Origin of the sequence: Eudoraea sp. (genome assembly GCF_039969275.1) — a bacterium.
Lineage (GTDB): Bacteria > Bacteroidota > Bacteroidia > Flavobacteriales > Flavobacteriaceae > Eudoraea.
Map to the genome: position 1 here is coordinate 273,022 of NZ_JBDVOC010000017.1, position 20,663 is coordinate 293,684.

The following is a 20,663-nucleotide window of genomic DNA, read 5'->3' on the forward strand; positions in this document are numbered from 1 at the left end:
TATTGCTGATAGTAAACCACAAATTAAAATTTACATTTTATGAAAACTATTAAAATTTATGCCATTGCTTTGTTCTTTTGTACATTTTTAACTTACCCTTTATTAGGGCAGGAACTCGATAGTACCATAGAGCCAAGAGAAAGATTAAGTCTTGTAACCATGCAGGGAATGGTTACGGATATTGTTAAAGAAACCCGCGATATAACGCTAAAAGGAGCTGATGGTGAACTGGTTACAGTTACAGCCGGCTCTGAGGTTAAAAGGTTCGATGAAATTGCAGTTGGAGATATAATCACTTTTGACTATTATACGTATTTAAAGGCCGAGTTCAGAACGCCCACATCTGAAGAAAAAGCAGAACCATTTGTTGTTTTAGAAGGGGAAGACAAAGCTCCGGAAGGGGAAGCTCCTGCCGGGGCAGTCGGACAAATGGTTAAAGCTGTTGTGACTATTGAAATACTTAATAGACCGAAGATGTTGGCCACTGTAGAAGGCCCTAACGGAAACTATTTAACTATTCCTATGCAAGATGCTGCTTTTATGGAACAGCTGCACATTGGACAAGTCGTGATATTGACTTATGCTGAGGCCATTGCCGTTTCTTTGACAAAAGTTGAATAATCGAATTCACTTTTAACAGTCCTGAAAATAGCGAAGGGGAAATGTTTTGCATTTCCCCTTTTTTGAACTTTCACATATAATGTAATTAAGATCCTTAATAGAAAATTGGGTTTAAATTATCCCAGTTCATGGTTTAATTTTTGCCAATAGTATCAGGAACTCGTATCTTAGAATTTGCTGATATACATTTTTATAAGGATGTTTATTCTTGCAACGGAGTATTTAAGTATTAATCCGTTACTCAATATCTTTGAAGTTTATTGTTAACCAAGCAACTAAGAAGGAAAATGAGCTTTAAAATCCTGGTTATTTTATTAGTTATTTCCCCTGCAATATTTAATTACGGATATTCTCAGGAGCTTGAGCCACGAGCCCTTACCAATTTACCTAAAGAGCTTAATTTTGTCGGACTAGCTTATGCCCGTGCTTCAGGGAATACCCTTCTGGATCCCTCTTTGCCATTGGAAGACTTTAATGGAAGGATCAATAGCTTAATTTTGGCCTATGTGAGAGCTATTAATTTTTTTGGTAAATCAGGAAAGGTAGATGTTATACTACCCTTTGCAGGAGGAGATTTTACAGGTACTTTTGAAAACACTTCTTTTGAAGATTCGTATACGGGATTTGGAGATTTAAGGATAAGGACATCTGTTAATCTCACTGGCGCCCCCTCTATTAACGCTAAAGACTTTTCGGAGTACAAGCAAAAAACCATTACAGGATTGTCGCTTCAGCTAATAATTCCAACTGGTAATTATAAAAAGGAACAACTTCCTAATTTGGGTTCTAACCGATGGAGCCTTAGGGCCGTTTATGGTCTCTCTCGCAATTTAGATAATTGGGTTTTAGAGGCCTATGTAGGTGCCTGGCTATTTTCAGATAACAAGGAGTTTCTGGGAGATAATACCCTGTCTCAATCTGCCCTATGGATTGCCAAGGGAAATGTTATAAGATCCTTTAGAAAAAAAGGCATGTGGCTTGCCTTCTCTTTAGGCTATGGCTATGGTGCTGATACTTCTATCAACAATATAAAAAGAGATGTCACTATTTCTCAACTTAGGTTGGGTTTAACCTATTCCTTGCCCTTAAACCCTAGAAATTCCTTAAAATTTACGGTGGCATCAGGAATCCGATTTCAGGAAGGCAGTGATTTTGATGTGTTCGGCGTATCTTATTTGTACTCATGGTTGGATAAGTCATCTAAAAAGATGAAAGATAAGTAAGTATTAAAATTGCCTTTTTCAGTGACTTATATCATGTCGCGGCCTTTTCCAATTTATTAAATTTATAATATGTTCCCAGTATAATTAATTGTGCATTAATGTTCACAAAATCATTTCTAATTAAAACTGTCAAAAGAGTATTGATGGTGCTGGGCATGCTTATAGTCCTGTGCATTTTTTTAGGAATCCTGTTCTATGAGGATGGAAAGAATTGGATTTTAGAAGAAATTGATCAATATATTACAGAAGTCCAATCGGGTGATTTAGAGATTGAAGAAATAGAACTGGCCCTTTTTGAACATCTCCCAAATATCACAGTTCAACTTAAAAATGTAGAATATTACGAGCAAAAAGACTCCATCAGAGCAACAGACCAATCACCCATATTATATGCTGAGAAAATTTATCTGGCTTTTGAACCCCGGGAACTTATCAAAAACAGAAATTTAATAGTTAATAACATAAGTATAAAAAATGGGGTAGCAGATGTATTGACCTACGAGGACAATAAAACGAATCTGGAAAAAGCGTTGACCAATCCAAATGAAATGGTTAAAGCACCTAAGTTGGATACCCTGGTAATCAAAGAAAAAAAACAGAACACAAGCGGAATATCAAAATCTACAGTAGCAGATAAAAAGAAATCCATAGCACAGAAGAAAAAACTTGCTGTACAGCTTAAGGAATTGCATCTTGAAAATATTACACTGAAATATAGCAATCCCAGTGAGCATTATTCTTCCCAGGTTGAATTGGCTTCCTTAGATGGTATGATATTATTAAATTCTAAAGGAATTTCCTGTGATCTTGAAACTTCCTTTGAAATAACAAAAAGCGCAAAATTTCCTTCCATTGCAGAACAAGGACCAGCATCACTTTCATTTAATTTAGATTTTATCGAGGCTTCGAAGCGCATCTTAATAAATAAGGGAAATTTGAGCTTTGAAAATATTTTAGTTGATATAAAAGGAGTTTACGATCACAATAATGGCAATTATATTGATATGGAATTTGATGCATCATCTAATGATATTGCTTTCCTGTCGAAATTAGTACAGGAAGAAATTCTGACCAGGAACAAAGCCTTGATCAACAAAGCCGATATCCTTTTACAAGGTCGTGTTAAAGGCCAAATGGAAGATAATATACCCGAAATAGATGTGAATTTTGGTGTAAAGGACTTGAGCATGGAAGGCCCGGCAGGAAAGGGGAAATTTAATAAAGTAGGTTTCGACGGGGAATTGCATACTGGCAAAGCTGCTAATTTTTCCGGAGCAATGCTCTCATTACGAAATTTAAGAGGTGAGATTCCCGGAGGTTCTGTTTCTGGTAATTTCTATATAAAGAATTTCCAGCAGCCATATTTAAAAAGTAATGTAAATGTGTCACTGGCTTTGGATGGTTATGACAACATCTTTAAACTTTCAAATATCGACTCCCTGCACGGTAAGATTAATTTAACCTCAGACTTTGATGGCCTGCTCAATCTTGAGAATGAACATAAGATGGACAGTATCGGAAGCTGGTCCCTGGAAATGGAAGATATAGGTTTTAAAGTACTTTCTACCCAGAAAGCCGTTAGCGGTTTTAATGGTAAAATAGAAGAAGTGGGAAATAAGTTATTTGTAAAAGGCCTTGGTCTCGATTACGATGGCAGCAATGTAATACTGAATGGGGAAATTTCTAACTTTTATCATTTTATATTTAATGAGGAGATGGATATTGAAGTTAATATGGATATAAGTTCCTCTCAATTCTTTACCAGGCACTTTGTTTTGAATCCTGAGTTGGGCTCTTTAATTGATGAAAGAGTAAGTGATTTAGTTCTGAAAGTTACGGCTTATGGCAGGGAAAATGACAGTATAAATAGCAATTTGCCATGGTTTACTGTAGATATGGAACAGTTATCTTTTAATCTCGATACCTTGGTAGACCTTCCTGAACTTCAGGCCAGTTTAGACTTATATGATACCCATAGAGGACTGCGAATGGATCTTAATCATATGCATGCTAAAATGCCAAATGGATCTATTGATTTGTCCGGTAATGTTGTAGTTATGGATAGTGCCCGATTATTGGATGCCCATGCTGATATGGTCCTGAATAATATTCCGGAGTCATATTTATTAGACCTTATATATGAAATGAAAGACCTCTCAATGATGAGCGAGAAGGAAAGAAACCGTAGTGAAAATACCACATATGATGGAAACCTGCATATGTCCGGTATCATAGAGACTATTCCATTTGCCATGCAAAAGGCACAAATAAAAGAAAGCACACTTACTATGCGTCCCCCGGACTCTTTGTTATATGAATTTAAAAAGATAAATCTCAACTTAGATAGTCTTTACTTTTTGCATGAGGAAGGTTCTAATAAAATTGTGGGCATAAGGTCAGTTAATGGTGATCTTGGTATTGATGAATTAAATACGCCTATTATGGCCAAAGTGCCATTAGATGCTAATTTTACGGCGGACAATGATCAGTTTCAGGTAAGTTTTTTAGCACTTAGAAATAATAGAAAAATGGAAGATTCCGGGTCTCTTACTTTAGACATTTCTAAAGAAACACCATTATTTGAGATCTCGTATGATTTAAGAGATGTTCCTGTAGAATCTGCGGTTGAAATATTTTCACAGGAAAAATTAGCTAAAGGAATGTTGGATGTTTCATTTCAATTAAACGGAAGTGGGTTAGCTTTAGAAGAAATAACCAAAAATGCAAAGGGCTCATTAAAGATTAAGGGAGACTCAATAACCCTTTACGGTATAGATATTGATAAATTACTCAAGAAATATAAACGAAGTCAGAACTTCAATTTGGTAGACATCGGTGCCTTTGTGGTAGCCGGTCCGGTAGGAGCTGTTGTGACGAAAGGAAGTGATTTTGTCAGTCTGATTGGCATGAATCTTAATGCAGAGGATACTACCTATGTCTCCCAGGCACTTTCTAATTGGAAGTTTCAGAATGGGATTATCGAAACTACAGATGTAGCCTTTAGCACCTCATTAAACCGCTTTGCCTTTGACGGAAAATTCGATATAGTGAATGATTCAATCCCGGGGTTTACTGCTTATGTATTGGATAAAAACGGATGTAGCCTAATGGAGCAGAAAGTTAGCGGAAAATTAGACAATCTTCAGGTAGGTAAATTAAAAATTGCCGAAACCCTTCTGGGGTCAGTTATAAATTTTGTCAATGCCATTGTAGGAAAAAAATGCAAACCAGTTTACCAAGGAGCAATTGAGCACCCTGATTTATAAAATATTTTTAGTAATTTCCTTTTGGATTAATAGTGTAATCATTAAAAAAATCATATATGAAAATTGTTTTATGCACTTTTATCCTATCTCTATTATGTGTTACTCCATTTCAGGCCCAGGAAACTGTTGAGGAAAAGGAACTAAAACACGGTGTTGCCCTGGTAGTTGGATTTACCCATGTACCCAGAACTATTGAAGAAGGGGAAACATTAAATTCTCAAAATTTGACCACCATTGGGGCAGATTATTACTATCATTTTAATCAAAAATGGAAACTTGGCGTAGTTGTGGATATTGAATTAGGTAAATACGCAGTAGAATTTGAAGGGGAAGAGCTTAAAAGGGAAAATGCCTTTATTACTGGTCTGGTTGTTGGATATCATATATTAAAACGCTGGAGTGTTTATACTGGTCCCGGAGTTGAGTTTGAAAGGAATAAGAATATATTCATTTTAAGGGCAAGTACCGGTTATGAATTTGAAATTGGCAAAAATTGGGCTATAGCACCGGTTTTAAGTTATGATTTTAAAAAGGAATATGGTTCATATTCCTTTGGTATTGGTGTAGACAAGAAATTCTAAGTTTGCCCGAACAAATATATATATAGGGCCATATTCAACAATCGCATATAAATGATTTAGCGGAAGAATAAAATTTAATAAACGCCCCGGAATAACTTAAGATTTGGCACAAAATTAAATGATTTGTACTAAATAAATTTGGTATATTAGTATGCCATTAACCACTTAGAAATATTAGAATACACTGATATTTATCATATTCTACCTTAGAAAATACCTGGAAATTCGTTGGTATCTCTTTTATCTATAAATCTCAAAAATGTTAAAATGAAAAAAGACCTAAAGAACCAGATTTAATAAAGGCTCTGGAATAAGGTATAGTATAAAGAATTTCAATCATTTATTTACACTAATTTAATAATAATAATAGGAACTATTAATTTAAAATCAAGTACACTATGAAAAAAATGAGTTTAATTACAGCAATGCTGTTGCTGATTAGCGCAGGTGTTTTTGCCCAAAAAAAGCCCAATATCCTGGTGATATGGGGTGATGACATTGGCCAGTTCAATGTCTCTGCCTACAATATGGGTATGATGGGATATAAAACACCCAATATAGATCGTATTGGAAAGGAAGGTGCCGTTTTTACGGATTGGTATGGGCAGCAGAGTTGTACCGCTGGCCGTGCGGCCTTTGTTACAGGACAATCCCCGATGAGAACGGGTCTGACCAAAGTTGGACTTCCTGGTGCTCCTGAGGGGATGAAAAAAGAAGATCCAACGATTGCTACACTTCTAAAGGCACAGGGCTATACCACTGGGCAGTTTGGAAAAAATCATTTGGGAGATCTCGATGAAATGCTTCCAAGCAATCATGGTTTCGATGAATTTTTTGGAAACCTATATCACCTCAATGCTGAAGAGGAACCCGAACATCCTGATTACCCGGGTGACTTTGTATTCCCCGATGGAAAAACCCTAAAAGAAAAATTTGGGCCACGTGGTGTGATTCATAGCTATGCCGATGGCAGAATTGAAGATACAGGTCCATTGACAAAGAAACGCATGGAAACTGTTGATATGGAAGTCACAGATGCAGCTCTGGGATTTATCGATAAGGCTGTTGAGGATGATAAACCGTTTTTTGTTTGGTGGAATAGCACTCGCATGCACGTCAATACTCATCTTAAAGAGGAGTCTGCAGGGAAAACTGGTCTTGGAGTCTATGCAGATGGGATGGTAGAACATGACGGCATGGTAGGGCAACTACTCGACAAGCTTGATGAATTGGGCATTGCAGACAATACCATTGTTATGTATTCTACAGATAATGGTGCCGAAGTTTTTACATGGCCCGATGGAGGAACTACTATGTTTGCTAGTGAAAAAGCGACACAATGGGAAGGTGGTTTCAGAGTACCAACCGTTATTCGCTGGCCCGGACTCATTGAGCCTGGAACGGTTATTAATGAAATTGCTGCACACGAAGATATGCTTGCTACTTTAGTTGCCGCTGCTGGTAATACAACTGCAAAGGAAGATTTATTAAAAGGAAAGAAAATAGGTGACAGGACCTATAAGGTGCATCTTGATGGTTATAATCTTATACCAGCACTTAAAGGGGAAGCCGAATGGCCGCGTCATGAGTTTCTGTACTGGACCGACGATGGTAGTGTTGCTGCCTTGAGATATAATAACTGGAAGATCACCTTTCTGCAACAAGAGGCGATAGGAATCGATGTTTGGAGTAACCCATATACCCAGCTTCGTGCACCAATGATGACGAATTTAAGAATGGATCCTTTTGAAAAAGCTCATGAAGAATCTATAGGGTACGGACAGTGGTGGATTGACCATATGTTTATGATGGCACCTGCAGCTGCCTATGTGGGACAGTGGCTTCAGAGCTTCAGGGAATTTCCCCCAAGACAAAAACCCGGAAGCTTTAGCCTCGACAGGGTGATGGAAGCTGTTCAAAAAGGCGCCGGAGATAAATAAGTTCTTTGTTAATTATTTAAAGTAAGCTCTCTTGTAATTTTTTGGAACATTTCAAAAATTGAGTTACAAGACATAATTCAGGGAAGATTTTCAAAAAGAACATGGATATCTTCCCTGAATACCTATAAGGGAGTTCCTCACAATAGACAAAGATTACAGTTGTTGCTAAAATAATTCAGAAGTTCTGTTGCAGGCCACAAAATTCAAAGTGTGGCTTCAAAAGACCACTTTTATAGGGATATTATTAACCACTTAAAAACACGGAAAGATTAAAAAACGCTGATTTAAATCATATTTTGTGTAGGTAAATATTTAGAAATTTGCTCGTATTCCCCATTATTATTAATCTAAAAATTTAAAAGATCAAAATAAGGCTATATGGCGGATAAGCATATTCTGGAACCAATAGTGCCTCAAAAATCAAAAACAAAACTCATTCTCGGGTCTGTGATTTTGGTGGTGGGATTCCTGAGCCCATTATTGATTCCGCTGGTAGTTGCCTCCAAATGGTCTGCTGCCACAAAAAGTATTCTCTCGGGTTTATTGGCATTTGGAATTCCAGAGCTATTTATGCTTCTTGCTATTATAGTAATGGGAAAGCCAGGTTATGAATATATAAAAGGCAAAGCCTATAAATACCTTAAAAGGTTTGCACCTCCGGATACCGTTAGCCTGGCTCGCTACCGCTTAGGTTTGATTATGTTCAGTGTTCCGATACTAGTGGGTATTTTAGAACCTTATCTCGCCCATTTAGCTCCTTTTTTTAGGGACCTGCCCTTGTTGTTTTATATCGGGCTGGATATGATATTTATAGTAGGTTTATTGGTGTTGGGAGGTGATTTTTGGGACAAATTAAGCAGTTTGTTTAAACATAATATGAAAGTTACTAAAATGCCTAAATAATGATCATCAAAGCCTGTTTTAAACATTTTATAATCATGAAAAAGTTTATTTTATTCTTACTATTTGTTTTCTGTTTTGCAATTGGGTATTCTCAGGAAGAAGTCGAAAAAACAACTGAAGTACAGGAAGAAGAAAATGGGGGGGGGCAAAGTGCGGCGTCTAAAGCAATGGACGCAACGGCTACCCAATGGAGTTTTCAATTGGCTTATCAGGATATGCCCAGTTATTACGATGATCTTGTAAATGGAAGCCCACGCAGACCTGGTCTGGACAATTATCTCCAATTAAGGGTAGTTGCCCCGGTTCCATTAAAAGGACTAACCATTTTGCCAAGAGTCACAATCAGACATTACGAAGATTTGTCCAATGGTAAAACCGGATTCGGAAATACAGAAATTTTTGCACTCCTCATTCCCAAAGCTACAGATTGGGGATCAGGAAGAGCAGGGATAGGTCCGTTAATGACAACCCCGGGTAGTAAAGATATATCCAAAGATGAATGGGGTTTTGGTTTTTCGGCAGCTATCGTAAATAATAGCGGGCAGTGGTTTTATGGGCTACTGTTCACGCAATCATGGAGATCAGTTGATCCACGTGTGCTGCAACCTTCAGAGGATCCTAATGAGGAAGGACCCGTTGATAGTAATGCAAATCCCCTGGGTATTTCACCCTTTTTAAATTATCGTTTCGGCAGCTCCGGTTTTTACCTTGGTACTGCAGATATAGTAGCAACTTATGACTGGAATACCAAAGGATTTTATTTGCCATTAGGATTAAGGTTTGGAAAAGTATGGGTCTTAGAGAAAGGATCTATAAACGCCTATGTGGAATACAGAACTAGTGCTATTTACAAAAGCTGGCAGGGACCGGCAGTAAAAAACTCTTTTCGGGTGAATTTCACTTATACTATGCCTGTGGGTGGCGGTAAAAAATGAGGAAAATAAACCAATATTAACCAAAGAATATAAAGGTATATGCTGAAAATCAATAGAATTATATGGCTGATGGTCTTGGGGTGCTCTTGTATATTCAGTGGTTTTGCCCAAGATGAACACCAGAAGGAGGGTGAAGAGCAGCAGGATACCAACCAACCGTTCTACAGACTGGGATCTCAACGTACCTGGCCGTTTTTTAGTTTTTTAAATGATCCCGGTGATGATGCCAGTACCTTAGGGATAGAATTTGAGAGTTACCTGAATATCGGTAAATATGAAGTTAAAAACATCTCCTATTTTGAAGTTAATCAGTATCCCAGGGTAATTCCCGGGCAGCCCAACGGTAATCCTGACGGGACAACAGATGAAATTGTTCCTGCAGACGGCATTAATGATTTACTAACTGCCTTTTGGTTTGCCAGAAAAGGCAAACACCATGGCAAACATCATATCACAGGTGGTTTTGCCGCTATGTTTCCAACAGCATCTGATGAAACCCTTGGAAGTGGAAAGTTTTCTCTGGGACCCAGTTTTGATTATGAATTTGAAAGTGGACGCTGGTTTGCCGGGGCAATTGCCTTGCAGGTGTGGTCAGTAGCTGGCCCATCTGATTTAAAAGCGGTAAATATGTTAATGATCAAACCTTTTGTGGTTTTTAATGTAGTAGAACGCTTCGACCTCATTTATATGCCCTATGGTGTTTCGGTCTACTGGGACAAACCCGCCGGGGAAAAAGTATATTTGCCTTTAGGCGGAGGAGCCCAATATCAAATCCCGCTTGGAAAAAAAACAACACTGAATCTTGGTGCACAGTTTTTTAAGAACGTTATAAGACCTACCAAGGGAACGGTTTATGATTTGCGTTTCTTAGTCGAGTTTGTGCTGTAATTATAGAGGATACGATTATAAAAATTTACTTTATGTAACTTTGAAAATAAATAAACCAATCAAAATGAGCATATTAATAAATAAGCCCGAAAACATATATCTTAGAAGGCTAAGCAACTTTATAGACGTAGTCTATGCTCTGATCTTCTTTCATATTATGAGTCAATACTTACCTCATTTTGAGGGAGGGGCCTGGATGGAAAAACCTTATGGGCTTTTGAGCCATTTTTATGACAGCCGTATGGAGCTGTTAAGGGTCATTATAGGGAGTGGGCTGGCCCTCTTATACTGGAACCAGAGCGTTGGGATCTTTAAACATTTGGTGCGGACCAACTACACCCATGCAGCCCTTTCTATGTTGCAGTTATTCTTTGTGGTTCTCTTTGTTTATTTTGCCATCGCCGATCCTAATCTGGAGTCCAAATCCTCGCCTGCCTTACAGGCAGCGAGTTTGGCCATTGCCGGATTTATGAGTGTTGGCCTTTGGAAATATGCAGCAAAAAAAGGCCTTATCCGGGAGGGTATGACCGAAGAGGAGGTCAATCAAGTCACTAAAAGCAATTTGATGGAACCACTAACTGCCGTAATTAATGTAGGGTTGGCCTTTGTAGGACCAATGGTATGGACATTAGCGTGGTTTGTTCTTCCAGCGGTATTTACTTGGGTATTAAAAAGAAAAAATAATTAGACTGTGAAGGATAAAAACGTTGCTCCGGTATTGTTACTGGTATCTTGCTTTATTTTTATATTTATTTTACCTGTTTTTGAGATTTCTACAGAAGTAGTTTCCGTAATCCTTATTTCTATTATCATTTTTTTGGCTTCTTATCCTATCTCCAGGAAAGTAATGTTTATTGGATTTGGTGCCATCCTTATTGAGCTGATAACCAAGACTACAGATATAAAATACATACATTATTTAGCTGAATTAACCACAAATCTTTTTATCATTTTTCTTGTGGGTTCTGTTGTCAGGCATATGATGAATCAAAAAAACGTCACAATTTATACATTGGTAAATGCTTTAAACGGGTATTTATTACTTGGAATTATGTTCATGAGCATGGTAGCTTTTTGTGATCTGTACCTTCCGGGCTCATTCAATGCCAGCGGTAAGACAGATATGGAATTAGTTTATTATACTCTTATAACTTTAACCACCGCAGGCTATGGAGATATAACGCCTCAACTCCCATTGGCTCAGTCTTTGGCAATGTTAATCGCAGTAATGGGTCAATTCTATGTGGCGGTTGTGGTAGCCATTTTGGTGGGTAAATATGCCAGCAAGAATTAGATTAATTTGTGTAAATTTAGTTCACCTTTGTATTCAATTAATACTATAAATGAATGAATAGTAAGAACAAATCAACCTCAAAATTTCCTTTCATAGTTAGTCTGGCTGCCTTTATTATTGTAATTACAGGATTAATTTACGGGGCTGCCCTAATCACCCCAATTTTGATGGCATTATTTATTTCTATTATTTGTACCCAGCCTATTGCATTTCTAATGAGGAAGAAGGTGCCACAGAGCCTGGCTGTATTAATTGTGTTTATGATACTTATTGCAATCTTCATTGGACTTGGAGATATTATAGCACGTTCCCTTTCTGCGTTTAGTGAAAATGCCGGTATATATGAAAAAAATCTGGACAAAATTGGCACCTCTTTTCTGGACTTCTTTAATAACAGGGGTTTTAATATCTCCTTTGATAACATAGAAGATTTATTGGAACCTTCTAAGATCATGGGTTTTACTGCAAACTTACTTAGTGAACTTGGAGGGGTTATGGGCAATTTATTAACGATTCTCTTCTTAGTCCTTTTTCTTTTATTGGAATTAGATGATATTGCAGTAAAGGTAGATGCGATCCTTAAAGACTATTCGGTAAATTATTCATTTTTTAATGTTATTGGGAATAGTATTCGTCATTATCTTTCAATTAAAACACTAACGAGCCTTATAACCGGAATTCTAATTTGGATTTCATTGACAATTATTGGTGTTGATTATGCCATTTTATGGGGTTTAATAGCTTTTCTATTAAATTACATACCAACTATAGGGTCTTTTATTGCAGCTGCTCCTGCGGTTTTATTTGCTCTGGTTCAACTGGGATTTGAGGGTGCTTTGCCCACTCTAATTGTATTTGTTGCGGTGAATGTGATTATAGGGAGTATTCTGGAACCCAAACTAATGGGGCGGGGGATGGGATTATCTACCGCTATAGTCTTCTTATCTCTTATCTTCTGGGGATTTGTTTTAGGCACGGTAGGTATGTTTTTGTCCGTTCCTATGACGATGACTTTAAAGATCATGCTGGAACAAAACCCAAAGACGAAATGGATCGCCATTGTTCTTGGAACAAAAAAAGACGCACAAGCTTTAATTGATGAAAATGAATCCGCATAACTGTTCAGGATCAAAAAAGCGATAAAACAAATGGACAAAAAAGACACAGAGCCACACCTAATCGCAATAATCAGGCTATTTGCTTTATGCTACTTTTGTCCATTTAAACACAATCTGGCACAGTTTATTATATAACTTTTAATCTGGAGCTTCAAAAGAACATTAGTATTTCTCCAATTCCTCAGCATATAGTTACTGCTAAGCTTAATAGTAGTTTAATTTTCCATTTCCTGTAGTTTGGTTAGCGCTTCAGATTTGGAGTTCACATCCAGTTTTAGGTATATGTTCTGAATATGAAAATTTACCGTACTGGGCGTAACAAAAAGCTTGTCGGCTATTAGCTTGTACGTCGCACCCTGGCACAGATAATCAATTATTTGATTTTCCCGTTCAGAAAAAGCGTTATATGATTTTCTGTGAAACATCGAAATCACCGCTTTAACAATGTCATTGCTCATGGTAGCACCTTCATATTTGATAGAATTTAGGGCATTGTACAATCTTTTCTTGGTCACGGGTTTGGTCAGGTAACCATTTGCACGATTTTTAAAAGCCCTTTTGATAAGCTCAAAATCATTCTGGGCACTTATCATAATAATTTTTACTTCGGAGTCCTTTTTTCTAAACATTCCGATTCCTTGAATGCCACATATTTCGGGCATAGATACTTCAGAAACAATTATATCGGGCAATACATTTTCATAATCTTCCAAGGCGTCATCTACGGAAACATAAATGCCTTGAAGTGAATAATCCTGGTAGGTTTCAAAATAGTACCTGTATGCCGCATGAAATAAGCGGTCATTATCTATAACAATTATTTTAAGGATATTTGATTTCATATCTATTAGTATTTTGGGGTTAAAAAATATTAAAGAAATAGGAAACTAAAAGTTTGAAAATGAGCAAGTTAATACGGATAAATCATTGCTCAATTAGCAATTTTTAAACCATAGTAAATAGGGATGTATACTAGCAAAGATACTAGCCATCAATCTCATAAAATGAAATCAAATTTGATGTTAATGCCTTAAAACAAGAATTATCTGTTTTAAGAATTAGGGCACCATTGAATAGAAATACATCCAATCTTGTTAACCTTATTAGGAACTGAATAATTCCAGTAGCTGATAAGATAAACAAGAATAAAAACTGTATTTACTATACTTTAAATGGGAGCCTCTTTTAAGAAGATTACTGGATGAGCTCTTGTTTTTGGCCTGCATTGCGGGCTGCTTTTGGGGTAATTTTGGGTTTGCATATTATGGGGTTTTGGGGGTTGAGCGATCGTTATTCTGTTACTTTTATATTTTAAATATATATAAAAAATAGAAAAGCAATGATATAACGTAAGTATTTTCGTTCAAATGCAAACCAACTAGTCTGTAATTTTGTCAATTTCACCCATTATTTATACCCCAAAAAACTATGGGAAGTGTTATGTTTATGGCTAAACCCTCTTTAAAAGCACAAAACTAAACCCATATATTGCTATTATAATTGAATAACTACGAAATAACTAGTTCAAATAGAAAGTAAGCCTAATCGCTAATGACTCCTAATTTATTACACTTGTTAGAATTCCATAAGTAGGACACACAATTATTTATGGATAAATAATATACAAGTATAACAGACAACTTATTTTATTGTTCTTATTGTCCTTGGAAAAATCATTAATCTTCATACATAAGATCAGCAGTTGCCGGGGGATTGTCAACCTGCATAATCCACTTTTCATCATTATATCTTCCATTTAGATCGGAGACATAGGCGATTTCGGCTTCTTCCTTAACTTTAAAATCAGCCAAATAAACATAATACAAACCATTTTTCTTGTTGTAAAATTGTTTCGCATTCAACCCCTGTTCATTCAGCTGATTCATAAAAGCATTTAAATATTTCTTGTTTTTATATACATTGGCAATAACATAATAGCCAGATTGCACACCAACATCTGTTAGATTACTAATTTTTATTGGAAGCTTAATATATTCCTTACGCTCCGCATCAGTTAGGCTATTTTTAGAGTTTTTGATTTCCAAACTTTTGGTTGTATTAAACTCCCTGTCATTTGTAACCATTACTGTATTTTCCGGATTGTTGAAATCCTGTAAATTGGATTTAACGCTATTTTCAACATCACTTCGCAAAATTCTTACGATCATTTCAAACTTTTTTTCGAATTGGGCGTTACGCGCATTCTCTATAGAGTCCTGTCTTAAGATTAGCTCGTCCAAAATTAAACGGTTTTGGTAGGCAAGAGTATTAGGATCTTCCTCTTGTTGAATTGTATATGCCACAAGTGTTGTCTGAGGCGTATTTTTTACATTTTTATTTTTACTTGTTGCTGATTTATTTTTACCAGCCGTTGATTTATTTTGAGCACTGGTTAATTTTGCTATTTGCGCTTCATACTTTCTGGTAAGTTCGTCAATCTGATTCTTCTTGTCTTTATTTTGATTCTCCTTTAATTGCGCCAGTTGCTCTTCATAATTTTGAACAATTTCATCAATTCTGTTTTCTTCGGATTTTACTACGTATCCACCTAGTGCGGAAGGTTGGTTTTTAAAAGTATATGCCAATGACAATTCATGATTCCAGCCAAATGCCGCATCCTGATCAAGGAAATTCTTTTCTACCAAATACCCAAGAGATAGCTTTTTACTAAGATTAAAACCTATACCCATAGATATGCCATAAGTATCATCCAGAGTACTTTGAAACCAGCCATATTTAGGTAATTCAAGCAGAACAGAACCCACATATGCAAGACTTCCGTCTTCATTTTGGCCTAATTGTACAAGCGGCATAAACCTGGCGTTTGCAAATAAACCTGATTTAGTCATAAATGCATGCGTATATTGTAGAGATGTTTTAACAGTTTTGGTATTAAAGCTTGTTAAAAATTCATTAGTGGTCTGACTGTATCTGATAAGATCCTCTGCGTAGATACCTACATCAAAATTTCCATAGGAGAATGTAATTCCCGGTTGAATAGCAATCTTATTTTCTAACTTTGCTTCAAGAATTTGAGGGTCGTTTTCAGTAGCAACCACACGATTTTTATCCAAGCCTACGCTGTAATAGGTAACGTTAGTACCAAATGATAATTTGCTTTTCGAACCCAATTGTACAGAAGTGGCATAATTTGCATTAAAACCAAACTCCTGGATAACACCTATTCGTTGGCTGTAAACACCTATACCCAATGCCGTATGATCATTAAATTTATTGCTAAATCCCAGATAGTAGTTTTGATTATTGTCTTCAAAAGCAGCATACTGATTTCGATGCAGAATATTCAGATAAGATTTGTTTTCCCGAACCAATGAAAATGTAGGGTTTATTAAGAACCTATTAAAAAACAACTGATTGTGATAGGCAGTGTTTGTGTTTAGATCAGAGATTGCTTCCTGACCGTAAGCAGCTTGAATACAGAGAATCAGGCAAAACACTTTAAGTACGAATACTTTCTTAATTATGGAGGTGTTACAGTTCATCTGATTGAAATTTAAAGTTTATTCTGAATATTTATAATCCGATTTATACTTTTTTTAAACTAGCGCTGATCGGGTTGGATAATTCGAAAAATTTCTTTTGAACTATGCGTATTTTTTACTGAATAGTTGTTTTGAAATCATCGATCCTGTGCTACCAAATAGATCATTTATAAGTACCCGTTTGGTTTAAGTTATAGCTCTGCTAAACCTTTAATCATCGTCATAAACAGAGCTTGCGAAATTTACTTTTATATCATTGCTAAAAACTTCTGCAAAGTTATATCCGCCATTTTCCTCTTGTTTGTCTTTTTCAGGATTCGAAAAAGAGAATGCCACTTGCTGAGTGGTATCTTCAGCATTCCCGCGATTAGACATCACATAGCCCATTCCATTTCCGGTAAGGGAAATTGCAAAATCATCTTTATCGCTATTAATAGGGCTACCTAAGTTGACAGACCAGCCCACTTTTTTATTAAATACCTGTACCATAAATACATCCAGTCCACCGTGGCCTTTATGACCATCTGATGCAAAAAATAGGGTAGTACCTCCTGCGAGATTAGGATATAGGTCGTTCTTTTTTGTATTTACCTTTTCACCTAAATTTTTTGCAACACCCATGCTTCCATCCTTATTTATTGCAGATACATAGATATCGTATTTTCCAAAAGTACCTGGCATGTCTGAGGCAAAAAATAATCGTTTGCCGTCATGTGTAACCGTAGGGTGCATGCTGGAGTAATATTTAGGAGATAATGCAACTTCTTTAATATTTTCCCATTGTCCATTAATCTTTTCTGCCCTATAGATTTTGTGAACTAATTGTTTTTTAGAGAAAACGCCATACTTGGGTTGTATATAACTGGCTTTACTAAAATAAGCCGTGTTCCCATCGGCAGTAACCGTAATTGGAGTTTTATAGGCATTTTTATAATTAAATGTTTTATCCTTTAAAACCACCAAATCATTTTCCCCTTTCAATACCTGTTGGGCCAGGTCGGCTGGTGATTCATTGATAGTGTTTGATAAACCCTCTGCTGAGTTGTCTTGATCGGCTAATGGCCTATTCATGTGGTATTCGGCTCTAATTTGTGCCAACCAGTTTTTGTTATCATTGGTGCCGGCTATATCCGATCCAGACGACTTTTTCAATGCATATTGATAGCGTTCAGAGTAACCGGAACTAAGAATTCCATCTTCACTGATAGCTATCAGTTTTTTATACCAAAATACAGCCGTCTCGTAATTTTGACTTAAAAAATTGGCATTGCCTAAATCTTCGTAAATTTCTCTGTCGGCATACCCTAAGTTTAATAACTCCTGATAATTACTCGCTCGTTTATTGGCTTCATAAATATCCGGATTCACAGATTTGGAAAGCTTAGGGTTTTGCGCATACGATGAATAGCAAAAAAACGTTATGATACATCCTAAAGCTACTTTGTAGGTTAAAGCATTCTTCATAGGTCAAGATATTGGGTTATTAATAATCCAAAGATCACAAAATGTTTGGAGCTATGACCTAGCAAAAATTCATAGGTTTTCGATAAATAGAGTTATTTATCGGATGAATGGAATAATAATAGGGACTGTATTTCTACTTTAAAGTGTTTCTTAAGCCTTGCTATGATTGAATTTAAGTGCAATATTGGTTTAAAAAAATGTTACAGTACAATTTTTGGAAAGAAACTTCCTGAAATCTGTTGTTTTTTGAAGAATTGAGAGAAAAATCAATTTTTTTAACATAAAGTGTGGGTCTTTTAAGCTGTAACCTATAGGAGATTTTTAAGTAGTTATTTAAATTGGAGCAGGCTATTTTATGGTTTGATAAAGGTTAACATCGCTTACTTTTGCTACTAACATTAAAGACAGAAAATAAACAAACTTGCCTATCTTTAATAAAATACATCTCATGAGAATAACTTCATTTATGGGATATTATTGTCAACAACTATCTACTTAAAGTACTTTTATCACTACTCAGGCACCTGATGAATAATCCTTATCACTACTAATATTAAAGACATTCTACTATACATTATTGGTAGCGGGAATGGGTATTAGGTTTTTATCTAAAAACTGATGAAGCTCAGGGTATTCGGTCTCCATCATTTTGGTAAGCTCAGTAATTTCATCAAAAAAAGCCTGTTGTGTTATCATAACCTAAAGTTTGGCAAATCTGTTTGGTTCCTAAATTATAGGGAATGATCTATATCAGATAAATAATAGCATATGGGAATGACCATAATCATTGCCCGTTTTATTTGTATTTAATTACTTTGAAATACGGAATTATACTCATAATAAGCAATAACAAATTAAAAATGATTGAATAATGTTATTAGAAGAGAAGCATAAAACAATTGAGATCCCTTTAAGACAAGTCGTTTTAAACGGGATTCTCTCTGTGCCTGATAAAGCAAAGACTTTGGTACTTTTCTCACACGGAAGCGGTAGTAGCAGGTTGAGTCCCCGAAATAACTATGTGGCAAGTGTGCTGCAGCAAGAGGGTCTGGCCACTCTATTGTTCGATCTGCTAACTGAAGAAGAAGATCGGCAATACAAAACTCGCTTCAATATTGATCTGTTGACTCAAAGATTAATAGCCGTAACGGAATGGATACAAGTGCAAAAGGAAACCAAAGGGTTACAATTGGCTTATTTTGGTGCCAGTACAGGAGCGGCCTCAGCATTAAGTGCCGCCGCATACTTTGGTGATGAAATTGGTGCCGTAGTCTCCAGGGGGGGCAGACCAGATCTTGCCATGTCCGAGTTGCATAAGGTAACCGCACCCACACTCCTAATCGTTGGTGGATGGGACAAAGTGGTTATAATACTGAATCAAAAAGCCTATGCCAAATTGAGATGTGAACGCAAATTGGAAATCATCCCCGAGGCCACACATCTTTTTGAAGAACGCGGCAAATTAGAGGATGTGGCGATATTATCAGCAAAATGGTTTACTGAACATCCATAACCAAAAAAGGCCAAAAATGTTTAAGGATAGAATTGATGCGGGAATTCAGCTGGCAAACAAATTGCTACCGTTTAAAGATAAAGAAGTAGTAGTTCTGGCCATACCCAGAGGCGGATTACCCATAGGCGTAATTGTTGCAAAAACCCTTCAAGCTCCTTTGGATGTTGCTCTTTCCAAAAAAATTGGACATCCATTCAATCGGGAATATGCAATAGGAGCAGTAAGCCTGGAAAATAGTATTCTTAATGATATCTCAGGGGTCCATAAAAACTATATTGCCGAAGAAACAGCGCGAATTAGGGAAAAACTAAAAAAACGACACCAACAATACTACAAAAACAGACAACCAGAAAATTTGAAGGATAAGGTTGTAATTATTATAGATGATGGTATCGCGACGGGAAACACTATTCGTGTAACCGCAGAATTGGTTCGTGCCCAAAAACCCAAAAAAGTAATTGTTGCAATTCCTGTGGCACCTGGTATGGCTATTAAAAGCCTGGAAGACTCACCCCATATTGACAAGGTAATCTGTTTACAGACTCCATATGATTTTATGGCAGTAGGGCAGTTTTATGAATTTTTTAACCAGGTCTCTGATGAAGAAGCCATAGAGTTGTTGGAAGAAAGCAATCAGGCTTCATAACTATAAAACAACACTAAAATTAGCTTTGGTGTTTGATATTAACCTGGATCATTCCAGGGATTACTTCATTTTTGCTTACATCACTATATATTAAGGATAGGAACTTAATAGTGTTAAGTATAATCTATTTATTCAACTGATCTGAATCATTCCAAAAGTGTTTTCTTAATTCTAAATTTAATTCATTAAAGGGAGAACTATCGCTAAGAATAACAGGGATTCGATTAAAAATGTTGTCATGATAGAAAATTTAGAGACCAGGGAATGCACCGAGCTGTTGAACAACAATTATATAGGGCATTTGGCATTCATATCACACAAAGAACCTTTTGTTATGCCAATAACCTATTATTATGATCAGGTAACTAATACAATTATTGCCTATTCTGCGGAAGGCCATAAGATAGATGCTATGCGTCAAAATGATGCGGTATCACTTGAAGTCGAAGAGATAAAATCTGTTAATAAATGGCGATCTGTACATGTACATGGTACGTTTGAAGAACTGCAAGGAATTGATGCTAAGTACCTTCTACATAAGTTTACCCAAAATGTAAAAAAGATAATTACCCGAAAGGAAGGAGCACATCCCAAATTTATCAGTGAATTTTCTAGTAAATTATCTGAACAAGGTATACCAATAGTGTATCGGATCAATATAAATGAGATTACAGGTAAATACAGAAATCATTGAAATAGTATGGAAAAGCTATTCGCGGATAAATGATCTTGTCTGGATTTATTGTTACATATTCATTATATTAAGGT

At 36.4% G+C, this 20,663-nt stretch carries 18 protein-coding genes; 14 read left to right on the plus strand and 4 right to left on the minus strand.

What is annotated here, in order from left to right; translation table 11 throughout:
• Window positions 1-39 precede the first annotated feature (39 nt).
• From ABJH90_RS16785 to ABJH90_RS16835, 11 genes are all read left to right on the plus strand, one after another.
• Window positions 40-621, plus strand: a complete 582-nt coding sequence (locus tag ABJH90_RS16785; protein ID WP_348140157.1) for a hypothetical protein — start codon at window positions 40-42, stop codon at window positions 619-621.
• A 287-nt stretch (window positions 622-908) separates the two neighbouring features.
• The gene (locus ABJH90_RS16790; RefSeq protein ID WP_348140159.1) at window positions 909-1,844 is read left to right on the plus strand and encodes a transporter; all 936 of its coding nucleotides are present in this window, start codon (window positions 909-911) and stop codon (window positions 1,842-1,844) included.
• Between the two features lie 98 nt (window positions 1,845-1,942).
• Window positions 1,943-5,110 (plus strand): hypothetical protein, encoded by a 3,168-nt coding sequence (locus ABJH90_RS16795; protein ID WP_348140161.1) that lies wholly within the window; start codon window positions 1,943-1,945, stop codon window positions 5,108-5,110.
• Window positions 5,111-5,166: 56 nt separating this feature from the next.
• Window positions 5,167-5,691 carry an outer membrane beta-barrel protein gene (locus ABJH90_RS16800; protein ID WP_348140163.1) on the plus strand — a complete coding sequence of 175 codons (525 nt, stop codon included), beginning with the start codon at window positions 5,167-5,169 and terminating at the stop codon, window positions 5,689-5,691.
• Between the two features lie 398 nt (window positions 5,692-6,089).
• The gene (locus ABJH90_RS16805; RefSeq protein ID WP_348140165.1) at window positions 6,090-7,631 is read left to right on the plus strand and encodes an arylsulfatase; all 1,542 of its coding nucleotides are present in this window, start codon (window positions 6,090-6,092) and stop codon (window positions 7,629-7,631) included.
• A gap of 378 nt (window positions 7,632-8,009) precedes the next feature.
• Window positions 8,010-8,534 carry a hypothetical protein gene (locus tag ABJH90_RS16810; RefSeq protein ID WP_348140167.1) on the plus strand — a complete coding sequence of 175 codons (525 nt, stop codon included), beginning with the start codon at window positions 8,010-8,012 and terminating at the stop codon, window positions 8,532-8,534.
• Between the two features lie 35 nt (window positions 8,535-8,569).
• Window positions 8,570-9,469: a hypothetical protein gene (locus ABJH90_RS16815; RefSeq protein ID WP_348140169.1), complete on the plus strand. Its 900-nt coding sequence runs from the start codon at window positions 8,570-8,572 to the stop codon at window positions 9,467-9,469.
• Between the two features lie 39 nt (window positions 9,470-9,508).
• Entirely contained in the window at window positions 9,509-10,357 is an 849-nt protein-coding gene (locus ABJH90_RS16820) for a hypothetical protein (RefSeq protein ID WP_348140171.1), read from the plus strand.
• 64 nt (window positions 10,358-10,421) lie between these two features.
• Window positions 10,422-11,045, plus strand: coding sequence for a hypothetical protein (locus ABJH90_RS16825; RefSeq protein ID WP_348140173.1), 624 nt, complete (start codon window positions 10,422-10,424; stop codon window positions 11,043-11,045).
• Between the two features lie 3 nt (window positions 11,046-11,048).
• Window positions 11,049-11,651: an ion channel gene (locus ABJH90_RS16830; RefSeq protein ID WP_348140175.1), complete on the plus strand. Its 603-nt coding sequence runs from the start codon at window positions 11,049-11,051 to the stop codon at window positions 11,649-11,651.
• Between the two features lie 53 nt (window positions 11,652-11,704).
• The gene (locus tag ABJH90_RS16835) at window positions 11,705-12,769 is read left to right on the plus strand and encodes an AI-2E family transporter (protein ID WP_348140177.1); all 1,065 of its coding nucleotides are present in this window, start codon (window positions 11,705-11,707) and stop codon (window positions 12,767-12,769) included.
• Between the two features lie 215 nt (window positions 12,770-12,984).
• Here ABJH90_RS16835 and ABJH90_RS16840 read toward each other — a convergent pair whose 3' ends face one another.
• From ABJH90_RS16840 to ABJH90_RS16855, 4 genes are all read right to left on the minus strand, one after another.
• Window positions 12,985-13,611: a response regulator transcription factor gene (locus ABJH90_RS16840; protein WP_348140179.1), complete on the minus strand. Its 627-nt coding sequence runs from the start codon at window positions 13,609-13,611 to the stop codon at window positions 12,985-12,987.
• 834 nt (window positions 13,612-14,445) lie between these two features.
• Window positions 14,446-16,272 (minus strand): PorP/SprF family type IX secretion system membrane protein, encoded by a 1,827-nt coding sequence (locus tag ABJH90_RS16845; protein WP_348140181.1) that lies wholly within the window; start codon window positions 16,270-16,272, stop codon window positions 14,446-14,448.
• Between the two features lie 210 nt (window positions 16,273-16,482).
• On the minus strand, window positions 16,483-17,736 hold the full coding sequence (locus tag ABJH90_RS16850; protein ID WP_348140183.1) for a cell envelope biogenesis protein OmpA: 1,254 nt from the start codon (window positions 17,734-17,736) through the stop codon (window positions 16,483-16,485).
• Between the two features lie 567 nt (window positions 17,737-18,303).
• Complete coding sequence (locus ABJH90_RS16855) at window positions 18,304-18,432, minus strand: hypothetical protein (protein ID WP_348140185.1); 129 nt, start codon at window positions 18,430-18,432, stop codon at window positions 18,304-18,306.
• 175 nt (window positions 18,433-18,607) lie between these two features.
• Between ABJH90_RS16855 and ABJH90_RS16860 the strand changes: the two genes are divergently transcribed.
• The 3 genes from ABJH90_RS16860 (at window position 18,608) to ABJH90_RS16870 (ending at window position 20,589) form a co-directional block, all read left to right on the plus strand.
• Entirely contained in the window at window positions 18,608-19,249 is a 642-nt protein-coding gene (locus ABJH90_RS16860) for an alpha/beta hydrolase (RefSeq protein WP_348140187.1), read from the plus strand.
• 16 nt (window positions 19,250-19,265) lie between these two features.
• A complete protein-coding gene (locus tag ABJH90_RS16865) occupies window positions 19,266-19,895 on the plus strand; it encodes a phosphoribosyltransferase family protein (RefSeq protein WP_348140189.1) in 630 nt (209 codons plus the stop codon).
• A 238-nt stretch (window positions 19,896-20,133) separates the two neighbouring features.
• On the plus strand, window positions 20,134-20,589 hold the full coding sequence (locus ABJH90_RS16870; protein WP_348140191.1) for a pyridoxamine 5'-phosphate oxidase family protein: 456 nt from the start codon (window positions 20,134-20,136) through the stop codon (window positions 20,587-20,589).
• The last annotated feature ends 74 nt before the right edge of the window (window positions 20,590-20,663 follow it).

Excerpts from the sequence above, each read along its gene's own strand:
- ABJH90_RS16785 (WP_348140157.1), top strand. The coding sequence starts at position 40 with ATGAAAACTATTAAAATTTATGCCATTGCTTTGTTCTTTTGTACATTT.
- ABJH90_RS16790 (WP_348140159.1), top strand. The coding sequence starts at position 909 with ATGAGCTTTAAAATCCTGGTTATTTTATTAGTTATTTCCCCTGCAATA.
- ABJH90_RS16795 (WP_348140161.1), top strand. The coding sequence starts at position 1,943 with ATGTTCACAAAATCATTTCTAATTAAAACTGTCAAAAGAGTATTGATG.
- ABJH90_RS16800 (WP_348140163.1), top strand. The coding sequence starts at position 5,167 with ATGAAAATTGTTTTATGCACTTTTATCCTATCTCTATTATGTGTTACT.
- ABJH90_RS16805 (WP_348140165.1), top strand. The coding sequence starts at position 6,090 with ATGAAAAAAATGAGTTTAATTACAGCAATGCTGTTGCTGATTAGCGCA.
- ABJH90_RS16810 (WP_348140167.1), top strand. The coding sequence starts at position 8,010 with ATGGCGGATAAGCATATTCTGGAACCAATAGTGCCTCAAAAATCAAAA.
- ABJH90_RS16815 (WP_348140169.1), top strand. The coding sequence starts at position 8,570 with ATGAAAAAGTTTATTTTATTCTTACTATTTGTTTTCTGTTTTGCAATT.
- ABJH90_RS16820 (WP_348140171.1), top strand. The coding sequence starts at position 9,509 with ATGCTGAAAATCAATAGAATTATATGGCTGATGGTCTTGGGGTGCTCT.
- ABJH90_RS16825 (WP_348140173.1), top strand. The coding sequence starts at position 10,422 with ATGAGCATATTAATAAATAAGCCCGAAAACATATATCTTAGAAGGCTA.
- ABJH90_RS16835 (WP_348140177.1), top strand. The coding sequence starts at position 11,705 with ATGAATAGTAAGAACAAATCAACCTCAAAATTTCCTTTCATAGTTAGT.
- ABJH90_RS16840 (WP_348140179.1), bottom strand. The coding sequence starts at position 13,611 with ATGAAATCAAATATCCTTAAAATAATTGTTATAGATAATGACCGCTTA.
- ABJH90_RS16845 (WP_348140181.1), bottom strand. The coding sequence starts at position 16,272 with ATGAACTGTAACACCTCCATAATTAAGAAAGTATTCGTACTTAAAGTG.
- ABJH90_RS16850 (WP_348140183.1), bottom strand. The coding sequence starts at position 17,736 with ATGAAGAATGCTTTAACCTACAAAGTAGCTTTAGGATGTATCATAACG.
- ABJH90_RS16855 (WP_348140185.1), bottom strand. The coding sequence starts at position 18,432 with ATGATAACACAACAGGCTTTTTTTGATGAAATTACTGAGCTTACCAAA.
- ABJH90_RS16860 (WP_348140187.1), top strand. The coding sequence starts at position 18,608 with ATGTTATTAGAAGAGAAGCATAAAACAATTGAGATCCCTTTAAGACAA.
- ABJH90_RS16865 (WP_348140189.1), top strand. The coding sequence starts at position 19,266 with ATGTTTAAGGATAGAATTGATGCGGGAATTCAGCTGGCAAACAAATTG.
- ABJH90_RS16870 (WP_348140191.1), top strand. The coding sequence starts at position 20,134 with ATGATAGAAAATTTAGAGACCAGGGAATGCACCGAGCTGTTGAACAAC.